Here is a 23,741-nt window from a genome sequence, read left to right as displayed (position 1 = left end):
GCTATGTTAATGCACAGAAAAATTAAATGCCTCATCTTTACATGCTTGACCCTTTGCTCAGCCACAACCTATGCACAACGCTATTACCTCTGGGATAATAAGCCCGCAACGGACTGGATGACCGAAGCTTACCCCATCGGAAATGGACGAATTGGCGCCATGATCTTTGCTGGAGTAAATCAAGAACATATTCAATTTAATGAAAATAGCCTATGGACCGGTGATGAACAGGAAACGGGCGCTTATCAGGCTTTCGGTGATCTTTTTGTTCGCTTTGATTCCGATGTTAACAAGTCTTTTACAGCTTATAGCCGGAAATTGAATTTGGATAAGGGGCTGCATGAAACCGCCTATCAGCAGGATGGACAGCAGATCAATCGACGGTATTTTGCCAGTCTGCCGGATCAGGTCATGGTATTTGACTATACAAACAGTAGAAAAGGGAAACTGAATGCCGTAATTGCACTTCAGGATACACATGGACAGACCGTACAAGTAGAAGATGGCCATTTGCGGTTTCAGGGAACGCTCGACAATGGCATGCGGTATGCTGCCCAGGTGAAGGTACAGGTGGTCGGTGGTTCACTTTCCGAAACAAAAGATGAAAAAGGACAGGCTGTCCTTACGGTAAAATCTGCTGATAGAATCGTTCTGCTGCTGAGTGCGGCAACAGATTATGCCAATACGCGGGCAGCAAAATGGAAGTCGGCTGAAAATCCAGTACACGCCAATGAACGTTATCTGAACCAAGCGAGAAAATATGGCGTAGATAAACTATTGGCAAGGCACGTCGCAGATTATACGGCACTGTTCAACCGGGTGGATCTCGATCTTGACCATAGTCAGTTGGATGGCAAACAGACAACAAAAATGTTGTTGGAAGCCTATAAAAAACAGCCGATCCCGGCGCTAGAAGCCTTGCTGTACCAGTATGGACGCTATCTTTTAATCAGCTCCTCCCGAAAAGGTGGCCTGCCAGCAAATTTACAGGGGCTCTGGAACAACAGCAACAATCCACCATGGCGCTCGGACTACCATTCCAATATCAATGTGCAGATGAACTATTGGCCTGCTGAAGTGGCCAATCTGAGTGAATCGGCCTGGCCTTACCTCGATTATATCAATAGCATGCGCGAGGTAAAGAAAGTAAATACACAAAAGGAATTTCCGGGCGTACGGGGCTGGACCGTAAAGACCGAAAATAATATCTTCGGTGGCGAGAGTTTTCTTTGGAACACCCCTGGAAGTGCTTGGTATGCGCAGGCCCTGTGGGAACATTATGCCTTTAATAAGGATGGGAAGTATCTACGCGAGTTTGCATATCCAATTTTAAAAGAAGTAAGTGAATTTTGGGATGATCGTCTGGTACGAAGACCGGACGGAACTGTGGTGGCACCACAGGGTTGGTCGCCAGAACATGGCCCCACGGAGGATGCCGTGAGCTATGACCATCAGATTATTTACGATCTCTTTAACAACTACATCCAGGCAAGCACAGTTTTAAATATTGACGCTGACTATCGTAAACATATTACGGCACTTCGCGATGCATTGCTCAAACCCAAGATTGGTCAATGGGGGCAGTTGCAGGAATGGGAAACCGATCGTGATGATCCACAGGACAAACATCGCCATGTATCGCATTTGTTTGGCCTATATCCCGGCAATCAATTCTCGGTTTTGAAAACACCGGAACTTGCCAAGGCTGCACGAGTCACCCTGACCGCACGTGGCGACGAATCTACCGGTTGGTCCATGGCCTGGAAGGTTGCCTTCTGGGCGAGATTACAGGATGGAAATCATGCCTATAAGATTTTAACGAATTTCATTAACCTCGTCGGCGGAGAGGGCATCGATTATAACAATGGAGGCGGAGTGTATGCCAACTTGCTCTGTGCGCATCCACCCTTTCAGATTGATGGCAACCTCGGTTATGTGGCTGCCCTGAGTGAAATGTTGCTACAATCGCAAACTGATGTTCTGGAATTACTTCCTGCCTTGCCCGATCGTTGGTCTGCCGGGACAGTCAAAGGACTCAAAGCCCGGGGCAATGTACAGCTAGATAAGATGGAATGGAATAACAGAAGTATTACGCAGCTCGTCCTTTCTTCGTCGAAGGATCAAACAATTCAGGTATTAATTCCTTCCAGATTAGAAGGTCTTGCATTGCAAGAGCAAGTCAATGGCAAATACCTTTACAAGATTCAACTGAAAGCAAACAAAATAGTCAAGTTCGTTAACAAATCCTAAATCTATTTATATATGCCAACCCATCATTTTAAACATGTTGTACTCGGGCTTTTGATGACTCAAGGGCTTGTCCATCTGGATGTGCAGGCGCAGTCCAAACAGATTCCCATTGAAACTAGATCAAATGCGCTTGTATTGGAGTACGATTCCACGAAAACACTGAAAATGCTTTATTACGGTGAAAAATTGAGTGATTCAAAAGAGTATGCGACCATTGCAAGCGGTTATAGACAATTGACAGACTATAGTGGCCTATCCAATGCGGCTTATACCCCTTCAGGTTCAAAAAATCTACTGGAACCTGCCATTAGTGTTGTCCATGCCGATGGTAATCGCTCCCTGGACTTGCGCTATGAAAAGCATGCAGTGAAAGACCTGGATGCCAATGTTAAACAGCTTGATATCACGCTGAAAGATCCAGTATATGATATTTACGTCGTGTTACACTACAAATCATTTTCGAATGAAAATATCATTGAGCAGTGGGCAACTATCCAGAATAAAGAAAAAAAAGTTGTTACCCTCGAAAAGTTTGCTTCTGCCAACCTGACCCTGCGCTCAAAAGCGTATTGGTTGCGGCAGTATCATGGCGACTGGGCAAAAGAAATGCAGGTGGAGGAGACCCCATTGACGCATGGCATCAAAGTGTTGGACAGTAAACTCGGAACACGCGCAAACTTATTCCAGCCACCTTCCTTTATGGTGTCATTGGGCAAGGCGGCATCCGAAGATGAAGGAACCGTCCTGATGGCAAGCCTTGGGTATAGCGGAAATTTTAAGGTGGATTTTGAAGTCGACTACCTCAATAACTTACGTATTATCGCCGGAATAAATAATTATGCTTCCAATGTGAAACTGGCCAGCAACCAAGAGTTTACAACGCCCAAATTGATTTATACCTTATCGACGAAGGGAAAAGGAGAGGCTTCCCGGAACTTGCACAACTGGGCTCGTAAATATCAGTTGTTGGATGGAAATGGCGAACGCCTGACTTTACTTAATAATTGGGAGGCGACCTACTTTGATTTTAATGAGCAAAAATTGAAAGGACTGCTTCAGGATACCAAGAAACTAGGAGTAGACCTTTTTTTATTGGATGATGGCTGGTTTGGAAATAAATATCCGCGTAATAGTGATCACTCGAGCTTGGGAGATTGGCAACCTAACCGCACAAAATTGCCCAATGGTATTGCGACGCTTGTGGAAGAAGCGACTAAACAAGGTGTTAAATTTGGTATCTGGGTAGAACCCGAAATGGTCAGCCCCAAATCCGAACTCTACGAGCAACATCCGGATTGGGTCGTTAAACAGCCGCAGCGTGAAGAACATTACTTTCGCAATCAGCTAATCCTGGATCTGACAAATCCCAAGGTGCAGGATTTTGTTTTTCATATCTTGGACGATCTGTTTACCAAAAATCCGGCATTGGCATACATTAAATGGGATTGTAATGCGGTGATATACAATGCGCATTCCGCATTTCTGAAAGATCAGGGCGCCTTTTATATTTCGTATGTCGAAGGCCTTTATAAGGTGTTGGAACGTATTCGTGCGAAGTATCCAAAGGTGCCGATGATGTTATGTTCGGGTGGCGGTGGCCGCGTGGACTATGCAGCGCTTCGGTACTTTACCGAATTCTGGCCTTCGGATAATACAGATCCCCTGGAACGTATTTTTATGCAGTACGAATATTCTTACTTTTTCCCGGCAATCAGCACCTCAAACCATGTAACAGACTGGGGAAAACAGCCACTCAAATTCCGTACGGATGTAGCCATGATGGGCAAACTGGGTTTTGATATTGTGGTGAGCCACCTGAATGAGCAGGATCTGTTATTCTCCCAGCAGGCGGTAAAGAATTACGACGCGCTTAAAGCAACAATCTGGCATGGGGATCAGTATCGTTTGGCCGATCCGCGTGAAGGTGACTTTGCCACCCTGAGTTATGTGAATAACCAAAAAACAGAAGCTGTCATCTTCAACTATCTGGTCAATAACCGCTATGGCATAGGATCAACGGATCCAGTGCGTTTAAAAGGACTAGATGCCCAAAAACAATACCGGGTGGAGGAGATCAACTTGTATCCGGGAGCCAAGTCGAGCTTAGGCCAGGGACAAACCTATTCGGGCGATTACCTGATGAAAGTCGGTGTGAATCCTGATCTGAATAGCAACCGTACGAGCGTTTTGCTGAAGATCTCGGCACTTTAAAAAAATAACTGTGGCACATCCGAAGCTCCGATTCCAACAGTCTGGACTTCGGATGCGCCAAATTTATAAACCCAATTGAGCAATAAACTCAAAAATCATGATAAAACCTAAACAGTATAAAAGGACTCTTCTGGCCCTGCTACTCAGCGTTGCCAGTGGATTTTCTACCCTACAGGCTAAAGTACAGCTGCCTGCCTTTATTGGCGATAATATGGTACTCCAGCAGAAAGAAAAGGTCAAGATCTGGGGAACCAGTACCGCAGTAGGCAAGGAACTTAGCGTAAACAGCAGCTGGAATAACAAAAACTATCAGGTAGAGGTCGATCAACAGGGGAGATGGGAAGTCTTCTTGGAGACACCGAAATACGGTGGACCCTACCAAATTACAATCAATGATGGGGATCAATTGATCCTAAATAATATTTTGATCGGTGAAGTCTGGTTCTGTTCGGGGCAATCAAATATGGAAATGCCCCTGGCGGGTTGGGGTAAGATCAATAACTTCGAGCAGGAAATCAAAGCAGCCAACTTCCCCAATATTCGCATTTTGCAGATTCCAAAAGCAACGGCCAATCAACCTAGTACAGCAGTTAAGGTGGAGTCTGGTGGATGGAATCCTGTAACGCCACAAAGTATTCCAGAGTTTTCGGCGACGGCCTATTTTTTTGCACGTGAGATCTACGAGAAAACAGGAATCCCCATTGGTTTGATCCATTCTTCCTGGGGCGGAACAATTATTGAAACCTGGATGAGCCGAGAGGCACTTACACCGTTTTCAATCTATACGGCGGCCATCGAAAAAATCCAACGCCCAGATGCACAGGAAGTCTATGCGAAGGATTTGGCAGAATGGAATCGCGTCGCCGAACAGCAGGATCAGGTGAAGACAGCAACGCAGGGCGAGTGGTTTGCGCCACAATTGGATAAAAGTACCTGGTCTACGATTACAATTCCCAGCTTTTTTGACCAAAACCTGTTTCCGGGTATGGACGGTGTCGTTTATTTTGGCAAAGACGTTGCGCTGCCGGCACATTGGCAGGGTAAACCCCTCAAGTTGATTTTGGGAGCGATAGACGATAATGATATCACCTATGTCAATGGCACAAAGGTGGGCGAAACTGTTGGTTACAACCAGATTCGGAAATATACTGTGCCTGCAGCGGCAAACAATGGCGGCCTGTTGCATATTGCCGTTCGGGTATTTGATGGCGCTGGAGACGGAGGAATATATGGCGGTACAGAACAGCCACGACTGGAAGGACCGAATGGGGAGCAGATTTCTCTCGTTGGAGACTGGAAATGCAAAGTAGGTTATGATCTGACTAAGCTGCCCGCAAAGCCTAACGCGATGGAGGGTCCCAATAGACCGACTGTACTCTACAATGCTATGGTTAAACCTTTTGTGGATCTTAAAATAAAAGGAGCTATTTGGTATCAGGGAGAAAGTAATGCAGATTCAAAAGATGCACCTTACGAGCAACTGTTGCCAGCGCTGATTCAGGACTGGCGCCAACAGTGGAACAACGAAAAGATGCCTTTTTATTTTGTGCAATTGGCAAATTATAAGGAGAAGAAGTCGGCACCGCAATCTTCTTCCTGGGCGAGATTACGAGAGGCGCAGCGCCAAACGCTCAAACTGCATTACACAGGTATGGCTGTTATTGCAGATATCGGTGATGCAGTGGATATTCATCCAAAAAATAAACAGGATGTCGGTAGAAGGCTAGGCTGGATTGCAACAGCGCAGCTTTATGGAAAGAAGATCCCTTATTCGGGGCCTGTCCTCGAACATTGGATCACAAAGGGAACAGAGATGCAGCTCAGCTTTAACCCCATGGGCAAAAAACTGGTGCTGAAAGATGCGGATAAACTGAAAGGTAGTTTTACCATTGCTGGCGCAGATCAGGTCTTTTACCCCGCTGAGGTCAAACAGGTGGGAAATAAGCTGATCGTATCTGCCAAAGAAGTGCTGTCGCCGGTGGCAGTGCGTTACGGCTGGGCCGATAACCCGGACCTGACTTTGTATAATGATGCTGGGATCGCCGGATCTCCTTTTCGGACAGATGACTGGACAAAAAACTAAGGTGATATGAATAGATATCCAAAAATAGGTCGTGGAATAGATAGGATACTTTGTGCTATGCTGCTGTTCTTTTTTTCGGGCAAGTTATTTGGGCAGGAGCAGGGGAGCAAACTCTGGTATCAACAGCCGGCAAAACAATGGGAGGAGACCTTGCCCCTAGGTAACGGAAAGATCGGTATGATGCCCGACGGTGGCTTAATAAATGAACATGTTGTACTCAACGATATTACACTATGGTCGGGAAGCCCTCAGGATGCCAATAATTATGAAGCCAGTAGGTACTTGGATAGCATTCGAAACCTGATCAAAAACGGGAAAAATAACCTCGCTCAGGGATTGATTGACCAACATTTTATCTGCAAAGGCCCGGGATCGGGTGGTAAGCAATGGGGCTGTTATCAAGTTCTTGGCAATTTGACGCTTGCATTTGATGGAAAAACAGATATTGCTGCGGTACAAAACTATCGCCGCGAGCTGGATATTGAAAAGGCCCTGGTAAAAACGAGCTATGAGCTCAAAGGCGTAAAATATAACCGGGAATATTGGACAAGCTTTGCAGATGATGTGGGTATTATTCGTCTACAGAGTAGCAAAAAAGGGCAGATAAACCTAGCAATCAAGATCGACCGTCCCGAAAGGGCGACTGCTACGACCAAAGATGGCGAGCTCATTTTGATGGGACAATTGGATAATGGTGTGGACGGTAAAGGTATCCAGTTTAAAACACGTGTCCGGGCGCAAGTTAAAGGTGGAAAACAGCTTGTACAAGGGCAATCTATTGTTATCCAACAGGCTGACGAAGTACTGATTTATGTGGCGACAGATACCGATTTTAAAGGCAAGGATTTTGAGCGTACAACAACCGAAACTTTAACAAAGGCTTTAAAAAAATCCTATGCCAAGCAATATGCCGAACATCTACAAAACTATTCAACAAAGTTCAACCGTTTGTCGCTCAGTCTTGGCCGCTCGAAAGATAATTTACCGACCGACCAACGTTTGCTGGCTTTCGGTAAAGAACCGGATCAGGATCCGGGGCTGGCAGCCTTATTTTATCAGTATGGTCGCTACCTTAGTATTAGCAGTACGCGTTTAGGTCTGCTGCCGCCGAATTTACAAGGGCTATGGGCAAATCAGATTCAGACACCCTGGAATGGGGATTATCACCTGGATATCAATGTGCAAATGAACCATTGGCACCTGGGAGCGGCCAATTTGGGCGAACTCAATGAACCGTTGGTGAGTCTTGTGGAAGGCCTTATGGCCCCGGGAGCAAAGACCGCGAAAGCGTACTATAACGCTCCGGGCTGGGTGGCTCATGTGATCACCAACGTGTGGGGCTATACCGAACCGGGGGAATCCGCTTCTTGGGGCATTGCCAATGCAGGCTCGGGCTGGCTGTGCAATAATCTGTGGGAACATTACCTTTATAGCGAAGATATGGACTATCTGCGACGGATATACCCAATACTCTATGGCGCGGCACAATTTTACGCCAGCGCCTTGACTGAATACCCCGGTAAAGGTTGGCTGTTGACTTCGCCATCGGTATCTCCCGAAAATTCCTTTAAGCTTCCTAATGGCCACCAGGCAAACGTCACGATGGGACCAACGATAGATAATCAGATCGTACGCGAATTATTTGAAAATGTCATCCATGCGGCAGCATTATTAGGCAAACAATCGGATCCTTTTTTAACGAAGGTTTCAGCGCAATTGAAACGCTTAGCACCGGCAGTGCAGCTAGCCAAAGATGGCCGTATCATGGAATGGATCGAAGATTATGAAGAAGTTGATCCGCAGCATCGGCATATCTCGCATTTGTATGGTTTGTATCCAGGCTATCTGATCCGTTATGACGAACATCCAGACTGGCAGCTAGCCGCTAAAAAGAGTCTGAATGTACGGGGAGATGATGGGCCGAGCTGGGCCATAGCCCATAAACTACTGTTTTGGACCAGATTGCATGAAGGCAAGCGTGCCTATAAATTATTTCGGCAGCTGATGACCCCACGTGTCGATACACATATCAATTATGGCGCTGGGGGCGGTGTTTACGCCAATTTGTTAACTGCTGGGCCACCTTTCCAGATTGATGGTAATTTTGGTGGAGCAGCCGGGATCGCTGAGATGCTGGTGCAGTCGCATAAGGACAGTGTGTATCTCCTGCCAGCAATCCCTGAAGCCTGGAAAAAAGAAGGTCAGGTCAGGGGAATGCGCATCAAAGGAAATCATACCATAGACATGGAATGGAAAGATGGTAAAATACTGAATTACCAGATTTATTCATCCAAATCACAACAACTTCAGGTATGTATAGATCATAACTGGGTTGCCTATCATACAAAAGAAAAATAAAAGGATCCCTAGCCTGCAATTTTTGCAGGCCGGGGATCCTTTTGTCTTAAAAATCTCATTGCATACACATGTGTTATACACAATTACATGTAAATATGAAAAACAGAAAAGACAAGACGGTAGTCGGTGCTTCTACGCTGAAAGTGCTATGACTGCTGTCTTAAGATTGCAATGGAATCAATACATTGTGTTCCAAACGTACAGGGACATGCTTCACTGAGGTAAAACCGTCTTCCTTGGAAATGATGTTGGATAGGTCCAGTCCTCTTTTGGAGAAAGTACTGAGCAGCGCTGTCCGAAAGGTCGCTTTGGCCGAGCCCCAACCCTGTCCCAAGATTGTATCGTTATTGAGCTGTATTAGTTCGTCTGTGGAATAGTAGCTGAATTTTTCCAGTAAGTGTTGGTAAAGATTTGTTGTTGTAGCCATACAATTTAAAAATTTAAAGGATTAAACCATAAACTGTATCCAGATCTTGTTGGGAAAAATAACCGTTGTATAACGTTTATTTTGGTCGAAACCCGTATTAATTTACCACCGCGGTGTCTACACTCGGTTGGTATTGCATCATGCAATTCTGAATACTCTACAAATATAGTAGATTATTTTTTAATATTAAAAATATTTTTGTTTTTTTGGTAATTGGGTGTGGATAAGAAGACTAAGGCCGGCAAAAGTGAGTTTGGGTTTTTGGCTGTGGTTTGGTTATGAAGTGGATAGCTTGCCCGATAATTTATCATGTTACTGTAATCTCGTCGAAAATACTTTAAAAAACAGAGATAAGACAATACTTTTGCGGCATGAATAGAATTGCGGAAATTAATGAATACATTGCTGCCGAACGCGAGGTATTATTGCAACACTCCTTGTATCCTAAAATCAAAACGATCAAGAATCTACGTTCTTTTACCGAAGGGCATGTGTACGCTGTATGGGATTTTATGTCTTTATTAAAAGCTTTGCAGATTAAATTGACCTGTACAACTTTGCCTTGGTTTGCAAGTGAGCATCCTTCGACACGCTATCTGATTAACGAAATTGTATTAGCGGAAGAATCCGACGAATATATTGATGGTCGCCGTTTGAGCCATTTTGAAATGTATCTGGACGCAATGAGTGAAATGGGGGCAGACCTGCACCTGGTTAACAAGTTTATCGTGAACGCCAAGAAATCCAAAAGTATTTTTGATGCCATCGCATTGACGACACTGGACAAAAGGATCAAAGATTTTCTGAATTTTACTTTTGAACTGATCGAAGAAGGGGAGGTACATAAAATTGCTGCTGCCTTTACATTTGGTCGTGAGGATCTTATCCCGGGTATGTTTACCTCCATTTTGCAGGAGCTGAAAACCAACTTTCCTGAATCGAGCTTAGATAATTTTATCTACTATTTCCAACGTCATATTGATCTGGACGGTGATGAGCATGGCCCTTTGGCAATGCAGATGATCAGCGACCTGGCCAAAGAGGATGATGAGAAGTGGGAAGAAATGAAAATAGTCAGTAAAGAGGCGCTTCAAAAGCGCATTGAACTCTGGAACGCAATAGAAGATTCCCTATAGGGAATCTTCTATTGTTTGGCTTCTTTGTAAAAAGAATTGATCTGATAATTTTACGGAAAACTATTCCGACAGAGACGTTTTTAGGGCTTGGGTAAAAGCGCTGATAAATTGTGGATCCAATGTGTTGGAAAAGGTATTCATATTCCCTAAGCTAACAATGAGCGCTGGTATTTTTGCTCCCCGTAAGATCGCATGATTATGGCTTTCAACCGGTTTCTGCGTGCTTAATCCTTGATTTTTTAAATTTTGTGTGAGACGGAACGCAAGTTCTCGGCTTTGATCCTGTATCTTGGGTAGTTCAACAGCTTTTGGATACCGTAGGCCGATTGGCTGCTTGGCGTTTGAAGGATCAATGTCAAAATGAATAGAAATTAATGCGTCACCAGTAAAGGCCGTACGGTCTTTAAGCATCATAAATTCGTCTTTCGAATGGGTCAATACAACCTGAAAACCTTCTTTTTCAAGTTCATTTTGAATCATCTTACAAGCCTGTAAAGTGAGATCTTTCTCTTTGAGGCCCTTGCTGTTGGTGGCACCACTATCTTTGCCACCATGTCCCGGATCCAGAACAATGGTCTTTGCGCTATTTTTAACAGCGCTAGTAGTGGAGATCTTTTCTTTCGGAGGATCAATAAAAGAAAAAGAGACAATTAACACGAATATACAAGGAACAAACAGCAGATACTGATAACCTTTCGTGCGTGGTGATAGATTTCGCATCAACCTGTCGATGCGTTCTACCAGTTCATTTTGGTTTTTTAAAATTCTACTTTGCATATAATCTAATTGTTGATTTTGTTGTGTCATATTCAGCAGGAAGCTCGCATAATCAGTCTTTCCATAGCATTTAGCTACCGCTATATCGACCTGAAACTCATGTAGGCGATACAGTTCTTTCCGAACCCAATAAATGGCGGGGTTTATCCAGAAGATGCAGCACATCAGCTCGATGTATAATTTATCCCAGGCATGTCCTTTTAAAATATGCTGTGCCTCGTGAGCAAAGATGAGCTTGCCTTCGGGACTTTCAAGTGCGCTTTTATCCATAACGATATAATGAAAGATCGAACAATTATTGAAGCGATTAAACGGCGGGATTACTTTAATTCCCTGATGCTCCTGAAAATCCATCTTCTTTAAACAGCATACGAGCTTTAAGCTGCGATAAACTAATCGTATCAGAAAGAAAATGGCGATCAATAAGTAAGCATAAGCGAGTATTTTTTTTAACTCTATTCGGTCCCATAGATTGAGCTGTTCTTCGGGTTCGATCAAAAAAGGGGCATTGGAATAACCCAGCTGCTCTGGCGACTGTATTTCCTGATTTGAATTTGTTTTGGAATCGATTAATTTGACATAATCAGTCTTAAATTTAAGAAGAGGAACCAGCGTACAAAAGCTCACCAACGCAATAAGCAAAAGCCGGTTCCAACGAAAAAATGAAAGCTGCCGAAAAGCCAGGACAAAGAGCGAGACTAAAATAAGTAAACTGATATTGGCCTCTATGCTATAGGAAAATAGGTTATTCATCTTCTTTACTTTTATTGATAATTTCCTTGATTTTCTCGATGTCTGTTTCGCTGATTTTTTGTTCCTTGACAATGAATGATACCAGATTTTCGACAGAATCATCAAAATACTTGTTCATGACACGCGAAAAGAAAAACTTTCGGTATTGCATCTTGGAGATCAGCGGATAATATTGGTAAGTCTTTCCATAGGAATTGAAACCCACATACCCTTTTTTCTCTAAAATCCGTACAATGGATGATATGGTATTATAAGGCGTTGTTTGTGTCGGATCCATATATTCAATAATATCTTTGACAAAAGCCTGCTTTAATTTCCATACAGCATGCATAACTTCTTCTTCTTTTTTTGTTAATTCTTCCATAGTTATAAAGCTATAACTTATTTCATAGTTAATCAACTTATTTTTCAGTTTTAAAACTGAAAAATAAGTTGATTAACTGTAATGTATTGGTTATTAGTGGTTTTATTTTTTCAGTAGGTAGTCGGCCACCGCCTGATAAGCGGGTAGGGAGTATCCATCGTTGGCTGAATTAGATGCCAGGGGATGAGAGGCAAATCGGACGATAACCATTTCTGCTTTGGGATCGATATAGACGGTCTGTCCATGGACGCCACGTGCACAGAAGGCTCCATCGGCATTATGGCTTACCCACCACATGTTTTTATAACTCCACTGCTTTAGATTGGTATAACCGGCTTTTGCGAAAGCAGCCTGGCTTCCGCCAGAGCGGATGGATTCAATTACTTCCTTCGCGAGGATATGTTTTCCGTTAAAATAACCCTTATTGCGCACCATCTCACCAAACATGGCCATGTCGCGGAGGTTGGTCGTGAGTCCTCCGCCCGCAAAGCATATTCCAGCACCATCAATCAGATAGTAGGCATCAAAATTGGTTCCCAAGGGCTGCCAAATTTTTTCGGAAAGGACTTGTGACAAGGGCTTGTTTAATACCCGAGAAATTATCCAGCCCATAACGTCTGTATTGACTGTTTTATAGCCGAATGCGTCACCATGTTGACCTTTTTTCTTAACCGTCTTTAAGTAATCAAAGTAGTTTGCCGGTTCATCAGGACTTCGTTGGAAGTGGAAGGGATCTCCTGCTTTGGAGAAGGCCCATATTTCTGCTTTGGGGTCAGCATAGTCCTCACTGAACTCCAGGCCTGTTGTCATATCCAGTACCTGACGTATTGTTGCATCGCCAAAGGCGGAATGTGCAAGTTCGGGAATGTAATCCCGGCAGTATTTGTTTTCATCCAAAACGCCTTCAGTAATCAGTTGAGCAGCTAGCGTGCCGGTTAATGTTTTGCTGACGGACATAGCAGCATGCCTGCCATTCTGGGTCAATGCACCAAAATATTTTTCGTAGATAATACGCCCTTTATGAAGAATAAGGATACCATCAGTATAATTTTTTAAAAGAGATTCCGCCCAACTGATAGACTTTTCATCTCCAAGAGGTTGAAAACTCAAGGCATCAATGGCGGAATCCTCCGCAGTGGAAAAAGAATAACGGTTGATGGGGGCGGAAGGGACGACTTTCGACGGAAAGAATTCACGCATATGGCAAACACTGTAACGCAATGCCGGAAACTTAAAAAATGTACCGTCCAATGCTGAAATAATTCGATCCTGTGGTGGCGGAAATCCCGTCATCCATCCCAGTTTGCTGGGATCAGAATCCACTGCGGATGGAAATTCTTGTGCCTGGCTCATTTGTATCAGAAGTAATGGAAGTAATAAGATGGCTTTTTTCATAATCAATCATAATCAATTTGGCATGTAAACGATATAAGCTCGATAGCTACTGTGAATAGTATATAGGTATAATAAGCAAAGCGATCTTATTGTTTTCTTTCTTGCCTCTGTTTTTGGCAGATTTCGATCTTTTATTTTAAATTGATCAAAAAATGTCTTTTTTACATAACATATTGGCGTTTGTGAAGAAATTCATTTTCCAATTAGTGTCTAAGTTTGCAACGCAAAAAAATAACAGAAAGACATTGAACTTTTTTTCGCCTTATTGGGCAAAAGCAATGGGCACCATCGTGGTACTTGTATGCTCGGTTTTAGAAACGCAGGCCCAGGACTCGCTACGCACCTCACTCGCTGATCTGATCAGTAAGTCGTTGCAAAACAGTAAGTATATCGAACAGTCGCATTTGCAATTACAGGAAAAAGGAATAGCCCTGCGGCAGCAACGGATGGAATTGCTGCCGAAAATCAGTGTCAGGGCTTCTGCTAGTTATGCGAGCAATATGCCGGTCTACGATCAAGGTATATTTGCCAAACCATCACAACATGATGTTATCCATTACCTGTATGATACCGGACTCGATTTCTACCTGAACCTCTACAACGGCCATCGGGATCTTATGAAAATCGAATCAAAAAAGCTCGAAATGGAACTTGCCAACATTGATTGGAAAAGTTCCACGGCGCAGATTAAGCTGGAGATCTGTAACTTGTTTCTGGATCTGGATTTAGCCTATCGCAACAAATTACTGATCGAGCAGGATATCAAAGATCAGCGGACGCAATTGAAAGAGATCGAATACCGTTATACAGCCGGTGTTGTGCTGCATAGTGACGTGTTGCGTATTTCCCTCGAATTGTCCAAGCGCGAACTGCTTTTGGTACAGATCGCAAATGATATCAGAGCAATTAACCAAAAATTGCAGCTGATTGCCGGTATAGGGCAAGAGATTATCCCGATGTGTGCTACGATGGAAAGTCATCCGTTAAACTATGCGGAGCTTGTGGCCACTGCGAGACAGCAGGCTTTTGTACTGCTGAAATCTGAACAGGAAGTTGCTTTAAAAAAACTGAGTATCAAACAGGCGAAGTCAAACTACCTGCCCGAACTAGGCCTGACCAATACATTTACTTTTGCGAATCCACAGGTATTTCTCTATCCCTATAATGCGAGCTGGTACAACTTAAATATCGTAGGGCTTAAATTGAACATCCCAATATCTGCATTGTACCTCAATAAAAATATTGTCCGGGGAGCGCAGGTTGCTTTGAAGCGGGAAGAAGTCAAACACCATCATGAGGAGGAAGTGGTGGAAAATGAACTGTTGCAGGCTTATCTGGATTATAATCTAGCACTGGAACAACAGGCTGTCTGCCAAAAAAATCTAACGCTGGCCAAAGAAAATGCCCGTATTATAAAAAATAGGTATTTCAAGTCTTCGGCGCTGATTACGGATCTATTGGATGCAGATATGCAATGCCTCAAGACAAACTTTGATCTGGAATCCGCCCGGATCGCGATACAGAAACATTATTATTTTATTGAATTTTTGAAGGGTACTATCTAATGAAACCTAAATCAGGCCGGTCAATGACCGATGTACAATTGACCAGAATCACCAATTGGTTGGCTGGGATTGCTTTGTTGGCACTTTTATTATGGGGTGGAAGGATACTCTGGTTGCGCATCCGGTATACCTATACCAATGATGCACAAGTGACCCAGTATATTAATCCCATTATTTCCCGTGTGGGCGGTTACATTGTTTCGGTTCACTTTAAAGATCATCAATCGGTCAAGCGCGGCGATACCTTACTACTAATCGACAATCGGGAGTACAAATATGAAGCTGAGCAAGCTTCGGCTTCGATAAACAAAGAAAATGCGGAAATCAGTGTGTTAGGTAGCCAAAAGGAAATATTGCAGGCCGAACATGAATCGTTGGAAAAATCCATTGCTGCTGCCGAAGCGCGGATGACGAAGCAGCAACTGGAATACGATCGCTATAAGTTTCTGTTTGATGAAAAATCTGCTACGGCGCAGCAGCTGGAAGATATAAAAGCCACACTGGAGGTGTACAAAAGTGAACTTGCCGCATTACAGCATAAGTTGGAGGCATCGCGGGATCGGGTGAATGATGTTGATGTAAAAAAGGGGGTGATCAATGCGGAGAAAGCACGGTTGTCAGCTGCAGCAAACCGAAAGCATCTTGATGTAGGATATACCGTAATCCGGGCTCCCTATGATGGTCGGGTAGGGAAACGTAGCATTGAAAAAGGACAGATGGTAAATCCGGGCGAGGTGTTGGGATTTATTGTCAATGCAGAGACACCAACTTGGGTGACAGCCAACTTTAAGGAAACGCAATTGCGTTATCTCAACCTTGGTGGGCGTGTAGAGGTTGTTGCGGATGCCTACCCGGATGAAACATTCTATGGAAAGATAATTTCTATTTCGCCAGCAACAGGATCTTCTTTTTCATTGCTTCCACCGGACAATGCGACTGGTAATTTTGTGAAGATCGTACAGCGGGTTCCAGTTCGTATCGAACTGGATAGGGATAAGGGAACTGCAAAATTACTCTCAGGAATGAATGTCAATGTTTCGGTCTCAAAAAATCAATAACAGTGAAAGGGATCTTCAAAGACTGGGTACCTGAATGGCTGATTAAGTTGATTTTATTCAGCGGATTGATGCCAAGCATGGTCTTGTTTTTTCTGCCCGGTGCCAATGTCAATGTCACCGCGGGGTTCTACGGTGCACAGCCCAGTGATATTCAATTCCTCATTATTCTTTTCTATGCGGGATTTGTCGGATTCTACGTCCTGGAACGTCGCTTTTTTCAGTATTTCCCGGTCAAACAGTACTACATCATTTTCAATCTCTTACAGCTGCTCAATTGTTACCTGATGTATCGCGTTAACGAGATCAGTTGGATATATGGCTTACGCTTTTTTCAGGGTATGCTGTTCGCATCGGCTGTCAACCTCTCCATATCCATGATATTTTCCCGACTGAAAACGGAAAGGGCCAAGGAGGGAAGTTATGCCATATTTTTTGGTATGCTGCTCTGTAGTTCACCTTTCAATACGTTTGTGACAGCGGAATTTATAGATTCATTTAACTTTGATGAACTTTACCTGTATGCTGCCTTATCTTTTGTACCGGGGCTACCACTGATCATCGTCACAATGAAACCCATCCGGCATAATCGACCGTACCCTTTATTTTCCCTGGACTGGGCCAGTTTTGTCCTTTACAGCTTGACTGTGATAAGCTTCGGTTATCTGATGGTCTATGGGCAGGAACTTTATTGGTTTTCGGACAGTTCTATGCTGATCGTATTGCTCGGTGGAATTTTATTGTTGGGTCTGTTTATCATGAGGCAGAAAGCAATCAAACGTGTTTATATTGAGCTGTCCATCTTTGGAAACCGGAAATTCCTGTTCGGAATCTTGGTCCTGTATATGATGTATATCGAACGGTTTTCGCTGGCGATTTCCAATCAGTATTTTCTACAGGTCATCCGCCTGGATCCCATTCACCTGTCCTATATTCAATGGTTTAATATCCTCGGGATTGTATGTGGTGTTATGCTATCCTTCTACTGGCTATTAAAACGGCGCACAGTGAAATGGATCTGGATTGTTGGCTACTGTTGCCTGCTGGCCTTTCACCAATATATGTTTTTTTCATTTGAAAGTGAGGGCAATGAAGATCACTTCTGGTTGCCGTTGGTATTGCATGGGCTGGGTGTTGGTCTGATCATGGTGCCAACAATCTTATTTGTGATTGCCAGTGTACGCCCTCATTTGGGAGCTTCAGCGGCGGCAGCTTGTTTGGCCGTCCGTTACCTGGGCTATACCAGTAGTATCGGTCTACAGAATTTCTTTAAATTATTTGAACATGCCCAGCACCGGGAGGTTTTTCGAGATCAGCTGCAGTCAAGCAATCTGATATTTGAAGACTATATTCAGCGGGAATCTCACAGGGTATTGCAACATGGATTGCAATACAAGGAGCATGCCGCGGGATTGAAGCTCATCAGCGAGCGGGTTAATATACAGTCTTTCGTCCGGTATGGCATGGACTACTATGAATTGATGTCCATAATAAGTATCAGCATCTTGCTGCTGATACTGATTTCCCCTTCCTTGAAAAGCATGTATAAGAAGCTTAAAAAGAATCAGATTTCACCGGTATAACGGTGTCACAATTGATCAATATCCCAAGTGGCTGCAGCACGTTGTAATTCCACCAATGCGACCGCATAATTGTAGCGCGCTTCATTGTAAGCAAGTTGGGTGTCATTGTAGGAGCGTTGTGCGTTGATCACTTCCAGCAGGGCGGTTTCGCCCCGATTGTAGCTGTAGATCTTTCCTTCCAGGATTGCTTTTGCTTCGAGCAACATTGTATTATTAAATTGCAGTACCTGTTTTTGAGTAGCTTTATATTGCATATAAGCTTGATTCACCTCAGTCTGGATGCGTAATGCTGCATCTTGATAGATCAATTCGTCTTGCTCAATTTTGAACTGAGCAGATTTCAGCTCGCCTTTATTAAAATTGGAAAATTTTAGTGGTATGGCTAGGCCGGCATTGATGGCATTAAACTGTGGTGTCGGTGCGGTTTCATTTCTGGCCTCACCATTGTAGGTAAAGCCGATGGAAATACCGAGATCTAACACACGGTTTGCCTTTGCCAGCTGGAGCAGACTATGGGAGAGCTGTTTGTTTTGTAGCGCAGCCTTAAGATCAGCACGCTCTCGTACTGCGGTTGATAGCAATGTACTTAATGAAAAGTTGCGATCAAAAGAAACATCAGATCCTTGTGGTAGCCAAAGAATGGGGCTCTTATCCCCCATAAGCAGTGATAACCCCGCTAGGGAGGAATTGGCTGTCGCTTCGGCTGCCGAAAGCGTATTGCGCATATGGGCGGCTTCCAATTTTGACTGGCGGTAGTCAATTTGTGGAATAGCGCCTAGTTGATAACGTATACTGTCTGAGCTGGCGAGCTGAGCGAGTTGTTGATAGGAACTGCGATAGGTTGCTGCCAATTGCTGGTTGTACCTTGCTGATAAAAAAGCAAGGGTGGCATCGGCACGTAGATTTCGGAAATAGTCTCCGAATAGGAGACGGGTGGTTTCGGCCTCATCCTTTGCAACCTGGCGACGTGCCTGCCGTTTTGCCCCCAATTCTACCGTCCAGCTCAATCCGGCGGTATAACCCCGGCCGAGTTGTTTGCTTCTTTCGCTATTGTCAAAGAGCCCTACGGTGAATTCGGGATCCGGGAAGATACCGGCACTGATGATATTCGCCTCGGCGATTGAAAGGTTGAACTTTTCAGCGGCGTAACCGAGGTTGTTCTTTCCAACCTGGGCAATAAAGCTGCTGTAGTCCAGATTTTTATGAGTAAAAGTTGAGTCTATTGTTTGTGCAGCAGCATTTCCAATGAGCAGCATAAAGGAAAGAAGAAGTCTGATCTGTGTTTTCATCGAAATTTTATCTTGATCATTCTGTTTAAAGCAGCTGTATTGCTTTAAACAGAATGTGGTTTTGATTTTAGGAATTTGTCTCCGCTTGTATGTGATCGGTTGATGGTTTTGGCCCACTGCTGTATTGCCGTCCTCGCTCCATCAGATAATACAAGGGTGGAAGCATAAACAGTGTCAGCAGGGTAGAAAAGAGTAAACCATAGACGATCACGGTGGCCAGAGGCCGTTGAACATCTGATCCGATACCTGTCGCCAATGATGCTGGAAGTAGGCCAAGTATAGCCACCGTCGCGGTCATCAGTACAGGGCGGAATCGACTGAAAGCGCCTTCAATGACAGCTTTTTCTAAGGCCATTCCATTTTTTCGTAGCACATTGAACTGGGAAAGCATCAATACACCGTTTTGTATGGCAACACCAAAAAGGGCGATAAAACCCACTGCCGAAGATACATTTAGGGTCATACCCCGTATATTGAGCGCAAGCATTCCACCAAAGAGTGCCAGCGGTACAATACCGATAAGTAAGCCGGCCTGTCCAAAAGAACCGAAGGTGCTATACAGCAGGATAAATATAATCGCCAGTGTCAGGGGGACGATGACTGCCAGTCGGCTGTAGGCGCGATGCTGATTTTCAAATTGACCACCCCATTGCAGTCTGATTTTCTGTGGATCGTATTTCAGCTTCTGGTCGATTGACTGCTGGGCTTTGGTCAGGAAAGTACCTAAATCTTGCCCCCGTACATTCAATCTGACGGTCAGCTGACGGCTATTGCGTTCGCGTGAAATGGTACTTTCTCCGGTATTGAGTTTGACCGTGGCGACTTGCGACAAGGGGATGCGTGTGCCATTATCGGGATACAACATCAGATTGCCGATCTTTTCCGGCGAGTTTCGCTCGTTCTCAGCATACTGACAGGTGATATCGTATACTTTAATCCCCTGATAGACCTGAGATACAGCTTTGCCACCAACTGCAATTTGAATCAGGTCGGTGACATCCGAAATATTCAATCCATATTGTGCAATTTTGTCCCGGTCAACGATGATCTGCAACTGTGGGAGTGGCGGCTCCTGGTCAATAGCCAGGTCAACAGCGCCTTCCACTCCTTTAAGTGTGGTCATGAGGTCTTCGGCAACACGCCGGGTTTCTTTCAGATCATCCCCAAAAAGTTTGACCACGAGTTCGCTATGTGCTCCCGCGATTTTGTCCATGACACCATCGATCATCGGTTGTGAGAAAGCTACATTATAGCCCGGCATTTGGGCATATTCTGCGGCCAGTTCATTGATAAGATCTGCTTTGGTTTTTCCCCATTTCCATGTTTTGTATGGCTTCAAACCCACACTGACTTCGAAGTGTGAAGGGGTCCAGGCGTCGGTACCATCATCATTGCGTCCGGCCTGTACCATGACATAGGAGATCTCTTCGTACTTCAAGGTACGCGCACGTAGGCTGTCGCTCATTTCCTTGGATTTCTCTACCGTGATGCCCGGAGGGAGGGAGACCTGTAACCAGATCGAACCTTCGTCAAGTATAGGCAAAAAATCTTTACCCACGGATGCTGTCAGCAGTCCTGTTGCTAAAAGAACAAGGCCGAGGGGAACAAACACTCGTCTTGGACGCAGCATTATTTTTTTGATCCGCTGATGGTAAAGTGCCGTTAATTTTTCCAGCCATCGATTGTGATAAACCTTTTGTGGTTTGCGGTAGATGAGGTAAGCCAGTCCGGGAATCAGTAGCAAGGATACTGCTAGAGCCCCCAATAGCGCATAACCAACGGTATAGGCCATTGGTGTAAACAGTTTCTTTTCTACCCGTTCGAAAGCGAAAAGAGGAAGATAGGCTGTGATAATAATGATGGTGGCAAAGAAAATTGGTTTGGCCACTTCAGCAATTTTCGTTGTTAAGGTCTGCTCGACCAATGGAGCGTCGGGTTTTTCTTCCCTTTTTTTCAGAATGGTTTCGAGCATAACAATGGCACCATCCACGATAATTCCGAAATCTATCGCCCCCAGAGATAATAGATTGGCAGGTATATCTGTAAAATGCATCAATATAAAGGCGATCAACAACGAGAGTGGAATGGTGATGGCAACCAATAGAGCACCACGCCAGCTCCCCAGAAAAAGGATCAGTACAAGAATGACGAGTGCCATACCTTCGAGCAGTGTTTTGGATACGGTATGCAGGGTGTTGTCGACCAGGCTCGTGCGATCCAGGACCACGTGTATTTTGACATCTTTCGGAAGGATTTTACTGTTAAGTTCCTCGACCGCCGCATTTACACCGGCCAATACCTTGGAGGGATTCTCATGCTTTAATAGCAATACGATGCCTTCAATATTATCTGAATAGTCTACTCCACGTTTGTCACTGTAGCCCAAGGCGCCTTTACGGGCGAGGTTGCCAAGCTTTACCTGTCCAAGATCCCGCATGTAGATACGGTTTCCATTGACCGATTTGACAACGATATTGCCGAGGTCGTCCAGCGATTTGACAAGGCCGATACCTCGGATCATATAAGATTGGTCGCCACGGTTCATCATGCTTCCACCGGCATTGGCATTGTTGGCTTCGATCTTTGCGGTTACTTCGCCTAGAGAAACTTCATATTGATCAAGTTTTTTAGGATCCAGCTCGACCTGAAACTGCGTCGTGATGCCCCCGAAATTGGTTACATCGGCTACTCCCGCCACCTGTTTGATTTTAGGGATAATGACAAAGTTTTGGAGTTCGGTCAATTTCCGTAGATCCTGGGTATTGCTTTCGAGAATATAACGAAAGATTTCTCCTGTCGGCGAGGTAAGTGGATCTAATCCGGGTACTGCACCGTAGGGGAGACTGAGATCTGCCAGGCGTTCCTGTATACGGGCCCTGGCCCAGTAGTCGTCAACACCATCTTTAAACACGATGGTGACCATGGATAGTCCAAAGGTGGTTTTGCTACGCATGACTTCCATTCCGGGTAATCCGTTGATGGTCTGTTCAATGGGAATTGTTATCTGTTGCTCCATTTCTTCGGCGGCCAGGCCCGGCACCTGAGTGACGATTTGTGAGGACACGTCTGCGATATCGGGATAGGCCTCAACTGAAAGCTGTTTCCAAGCGTAATAACCGAAAAATGCAATAAGGAGAAAAGCAGCTGCAATAACCCATCTCTTGGCGATGATCTGGCTAATAAGTTGTTTCATTGTAATACGATTTTTGGATAAAGATTTAGTTGCTTGCTAGTAGATAAAATGCGCCCTCACCGATGATCTGTTCACCGTTGGACAGACCCTGTATAATCTGAATCTGCTCATTTTCGGTGACACCGGTCTGTACATATCGCCTCATAAATGTGTGCGGTGCTAGCTGTACCCAGACAAAGCTTTTATCATTAAATTGGAGTACAGCTTTCGCAGGAATAAATATACTGGCAGCAGCTCCCTGTTCAAATTGCGTATTGACATACATACCCGGTTTGAGCAGCCGATCTTTATTGTCGCATTCAACTAACACTTCGATATTGCGATTTGCTTCGTCGACAAACTGATTGATATGGACAATCTTTCCTTGCAGTCTTTTTGAAGGCTGGTTGTCAATGCGCACTTCGACACTGCGGATCTGATCTATGGCACCGAGGTCTTTTTCCTTGATATAGGCCGAAACCCATACTTTCGACAGTTCAGCAATCCGGAGTAAAGCTGGAGCGTCTTCTTTATTGTATTGGCCAAGGACAATGGTATTGCTGAGGATTTCGCCATGGATGGGTGAACGGACGAGCAGGGGCTGACCTAGCACGACCTGCGCCGGGTTGTTGTCATATATTTTTAAAGATGCTGTCGCATTATTGAGCGTCGTCTTGCTAATGGCAAAATTGGTTTCCGCTTCTTCAAGTTCCTTTTGTGTACCGACACCGTGGCTAAGCAGATCTTTTTGACGTTTTAAAACATTTGCTGCCAGGGCATAGGTTTGTTTGGCCTCAAGGTATGTTCGTTGTGCATCGAAATAATCCGAAGAACTGATTGAAAATAAGGCTGTATTGACCGCTACTTTCTGCCCCAGGCTCACGTAGGATCTGACAACCCGCCCCGCAAAGGGCATGGGGATTTCAACATAACTATTGGGGATGATTTTGACCATAGCGGCGGTGCTGAATGTCAACTGATGCGGTTGCTGGACGACGGCGGTACACTTGATCTTGGACAGCAGTGGCGCATGTGCGTTGATCGTCAGGGTGTCACCTGCGAAATGCAGGGCCGAGGATTCGTCCGAAGATACAGCGGAGCGTTGAGTGCATGCTTGCATGATCGTGAGGGCAGCGATCCAGCCCATGAATCTAAGGGGATGGATAGGAATTTTGATAGCGCGGTTAACCATTGTTTTTAGTTTCTAAAGGCCATCTTCTACTCATTCAAGAATTGTTCAACGAATGGGCGGTTGATGACCGGCGTTTCTGTTTCTAAAAAATTATGGTGCAAAGCTATCCATGCCTCTGATGGAAGGTAGTT

15 protein-coding genes and 1 riboswitch are annotated in these 23,741 nt (G+C 44.6%); of the genes, 8 read left to right on the top strand and 7 right to left on the bottom strand.

Annotated elements, in window-relative coordinates:
• The first annotated feature begins 9 nt into the window (after positions 1-9).
• From M2408_RS15965 to M2408_RS15950, 4 genes are all read left to right on the top strand, one after another.
• Positions 10-2,250: a glycoside hydrolase family 95 protein gene (locus M2408_RS15965; protein ID WP_259183304.1), complete on the top strand. Its 2,241-nt coding sequence runs from the start codon at positions 10-12 to the stop codon at positions 2,248-2,250.
• Between the two features lie 12 nt (positions 2,251-2,262).
• A complete protein-coding gene (locus M2408_RS15960) occupies positions 2,263-4,461 on the top strand; it encodes an alpha-galactosidase (RefSeq protein ID WP_259183303.1) in 2,199 nt (732 codons plus the stop codon).
• A gap of 97 nt (positions 4,462-4,558) precedes the next feature.
• On the top strand, positions 4,559-6,544 hold the full coding sequence (locus M2408_RS15955) for a sialate O-acetylesterase (protein ID WP_259183302.1): 1,986 nt from the start codon (positions 4,559-4,561) through the stop codon (positions 6,542-6,544).
• Between the two features lie 6 nt (positions 6,545-6,550).
• Complete coding sequence (locus M2408_RS15950) at positions 6,551-8,902, top strand: glycoside hydrolase family 95 protein (protein WP_259183301.1); 2,352 nt, start codon at positions 6,551-6,553, stop codon at positions 8,900-8,902.
• Positions 8,903-9,062: 160 nt separating this feature from the next.
• On the opposite strand, the gene M2408_RS15945 is transcribed toward M2408_RS15950, so the two are convergent.
• Entirely contained in the window at positions 9,063-9,329 is a 267-nt protein-coding gene (locus M2408_RS15945; protein WP_120259035.1) for a 5-oxoprolinase, read from the bottom strand.
• Between the two features lie 67 nt (positions 9,330-9,396).
• Positions 9,397-9,490, bottom strand: a riboswitch (SAM-I-IV-variant riboswitch).
• Positions 9,491-9,700: 210 nt separating this feature from the next.
• Here M2408_RS15945 and M2408_RS15940 point away from each other — a divergent pair.
• Positions 9,701-10,465 (top strand): DUF3050 domain-containing protein, encoded by a 765-nt coding sequence (locus M2408_RS15940; protein WP_120259034.1) that lies wholly within the window; start codon positions 9,701-9,703, stop codon positions 10,463-10,465.
• Between the two features lie 60 nt (positions 10,466-10,525).
• Here M2408_RS15940 and M2408_RS15935 read toward each other — a convergent pair whose 3' ends face one another.
• From M2408_RS15935 to M2408_RS15925, 3 genes are all read right to left on the bottom strand, one after another.
• On the bottom strand, positions 10,526-11,995 hold the full coding sequence (locus M2408_RS15935; RefSeq protein WP_259183300.1) for an N-acetylmuramoyl-L-alanine amidase: 1,470 nt from the start codon (positions 11,993-11,995) through the stop codon (positions 10,526-10,528).
• On the bottom strand, positions 11,988-12,359 hold the full coding sequence (locus M2408_RS15930; protein ID WP_120259032.1) for a BlaI/MecI/CopY family transcriptional regulator: 372 nt from the start codon (positions 12,357-12,359) through the stop codon (positions 11,988-11,990). The genes M2408_RS15935 and M2408_RS15930 overlap by 8 nt, the downstream gene beginning before the upstream one ends.
• A gap of 102 nt (positions 12,360-12,461) precedes the next feature.
• Complete coding sequence (locus M2408_RS15925; RefSeq protein WP_259183299.1) at positions 12,462-13,754, bottom strand: serine hydrolase; 1,293 nt, start codon at positions 13,752-13,754, stop codon at positions 12,462-12,464.
• A gap of 182 nt (positions 13,755-13,936) precedes the next feature.
• Here M2408_RS15925 and M2408_RS15920 point away from each other — a divergent pair, with 182 nt between their 5' ends.
• Genes M2408_RS15920 through M2408_RS15910 form a run of 3 tightly spaced genes read left to right on the top strand, consistent with a single transcriptional unit; the run spans position 13,937 to position 17,957 of the window.
• Positions 13,937-15,319: a TolC family protein gene (locus M2408_RS15920; RefSeq protein WP_259183298.1), complete on the top strand. Its 1,383-nt coding sequence runs from the start codon at positions 13,937-13,939 to the stop codon at positions 15,317-15,319.
• Complete coding sequence (locus tag M2408_RS15915; protein WP_120259029.1) at positions 15,319-16,377, top strand: HlyD family secretion protein; 1,059 nt, start codon at positions 15,319-15,321, stop codon at positions 16,375-16,377. The genes M2408_RS15920 and M2408_RS15915 overlap by 1 nt, the downstream gene beginning before the upstream one ends.
• 2 nt (positions 16,378-16,379) lie before the next feature.
• The gene (locus M2408_RS15910) at positions 16,380-17,957 is read left to right on the top strand and encodes a hypothetical protein (protein WP_259183297.1); all 1,578 of its coding nucleotides are present in this window, start codon (positions 16,380-16,382) and stop codon (positions 17,955-17,957) included.
• A 5-nt stretch (positions 17,958-17,962) separates the two neighbouring features.
• On the opposite strand, the gene M2408_RS15905 is transcribed toward M2408_RS15910, so the two are convergent.
• The 3 genes from M2408_RS15905 to M2408_RS15895 form a co-directional block, all read right to left on the bottom strand.
• Positions 17,963-19,246: a TolC family protein gene (locus M2408_RS15905; RefSeq protein ID WP_259183296.1), complete on the bottom strand. Its 1,284-nt coding sequence runs from the start codon at positions 19,244-19,246 to the stop codon at positions 17,963-17,965.
• Between the two features lie 67 nt (positions 19,247-19,313).
• The gene (locus M2408_RS15900; RefSeq protein WP_259183295.1) at positions 19,314-22,439 is read right to left on the bottom strand and encodes an efflux RND transporter permease subunit; all 3,126 of its coding nucleotides are present in this window, start codon (positions 22,437-22,439) and stop codon (positions 19,314-19,316) included.
• A gap of 25 nt (positions 22,440-22,464) precedes the next feature.
• Positions 22,465-23,610, bottom strand: coding sequence for an efflux RND transporter periplasmic adaptor subunit (locus M2408_RS15895; protein WP_259183294.1), 1,146 nt, complete (start codon positions 23,608-23,610; stop codon positions 22,465-22,467).
• Between the last annotated feature and the right edge of the window lie 131 nt (positions 23,611-23,741).

It is taken from the genome of Sphingobacterium sp. BIGb0165, assembly GCF_024810095.1.
GTDB lineage: Bacteria > Bacteroidota > Bacteroidia > Sphingobacteriales > Sphingobacteriaceae > Sphingobacterium > Sphingobacterium detergens.
This window is presented reverse-complemented; position numbering and strand designations above follow the sequence as displayed.

Bases quoted from the DNA above. Each gene is read 5' to 3' on its own strand.
- M2408_RS15965 (WP_259183304.1), top strand. From the start codon at position 10: ATGCACAGAAAAATTAAATGCCTCATCTTTACATGCTTGACCCTTTGC.
- M2408_RS15960 (WP_259183303.1), top strand. From the start codon at position 2,263: ATGCCAACCCATCATTTTAAACATGTTGTACTCGGGCTTTTGATGACT.
- M2408_RS15955 (WP_259183302.1), top strand. From the start codon at position 4,559: ATGATAAAACCTAAACAGTATAAAAGGACTCTTCTGGCCCTGCTACTC.
- M2408_RS15950 (WP_259183301.1), top strand. From the start codon at position 6,551: ATGAATAGATATCCAAAAATAGGTCGTGGAATAGATAGGATACTTTGT.
- M2408_RS15945 (WP_120259035.1), bottom strand. From the start codon at position 9,329: ATGGCTACAACAACAAATCTTTACCAACACTTACTGGAAAAATTCAGC.
- M2408_RS15940 (WP_120259034.1), top strand. From the start codon at position 9,701: ATGAATAGAATTGCGGAAATTAATGAATACATTGCTGCCGAACGCGAG.
- M2408_RS15935 (WP_259183300.1), bottom strand. From the start codon at position 11,995: ATGAATAACCTATTTTCCTATAGCATAGAGGCCAATATCAGTTTACTT.
- M2408_RS15930 (WP_120259032.1), bottom strand. From the start codon at position 12,359: ATGGAAGAATTAACAAAAAAAGAAGAAGAAGTTATGCATGCTGTATGG.
- M2408_RS15925 (WP_259183299.1), bottom strand. From the start codon at position 13,754: ATGAAAAAAGCCATCTTATTACTTCCATTACTTCTGATACAAATGAGC.
- M2408_RS15915 (WP_120259029.1), top strand. From the start codon at position 15,319: ATGAAACCTAAATCAGGCCGGTCAATGACCGATGTACAATTGACCAGA.
- M2408_RS15905 (WP_259183296.1), bottom strand. From the start codon at position 19,246: ATGAAAACACAGATCAGACTTCTTCTTTCCTTTATGCTGCTCATTGGA.
- M2408_RS15900 (WP_259183295.1), bottom strand. From the start codon at position 22,439: ATGAAACAACTTATTAGCCAGATCATCGCCAAGAGATGGGTTATTGCA.
- M2408_RS15895 (WP_259183294.1), bottom strand. From the start codon at position 23,610: ATGGTTAACCGCGCTATCAAAATTCCTATCCATCCCCTTAGATTCATG.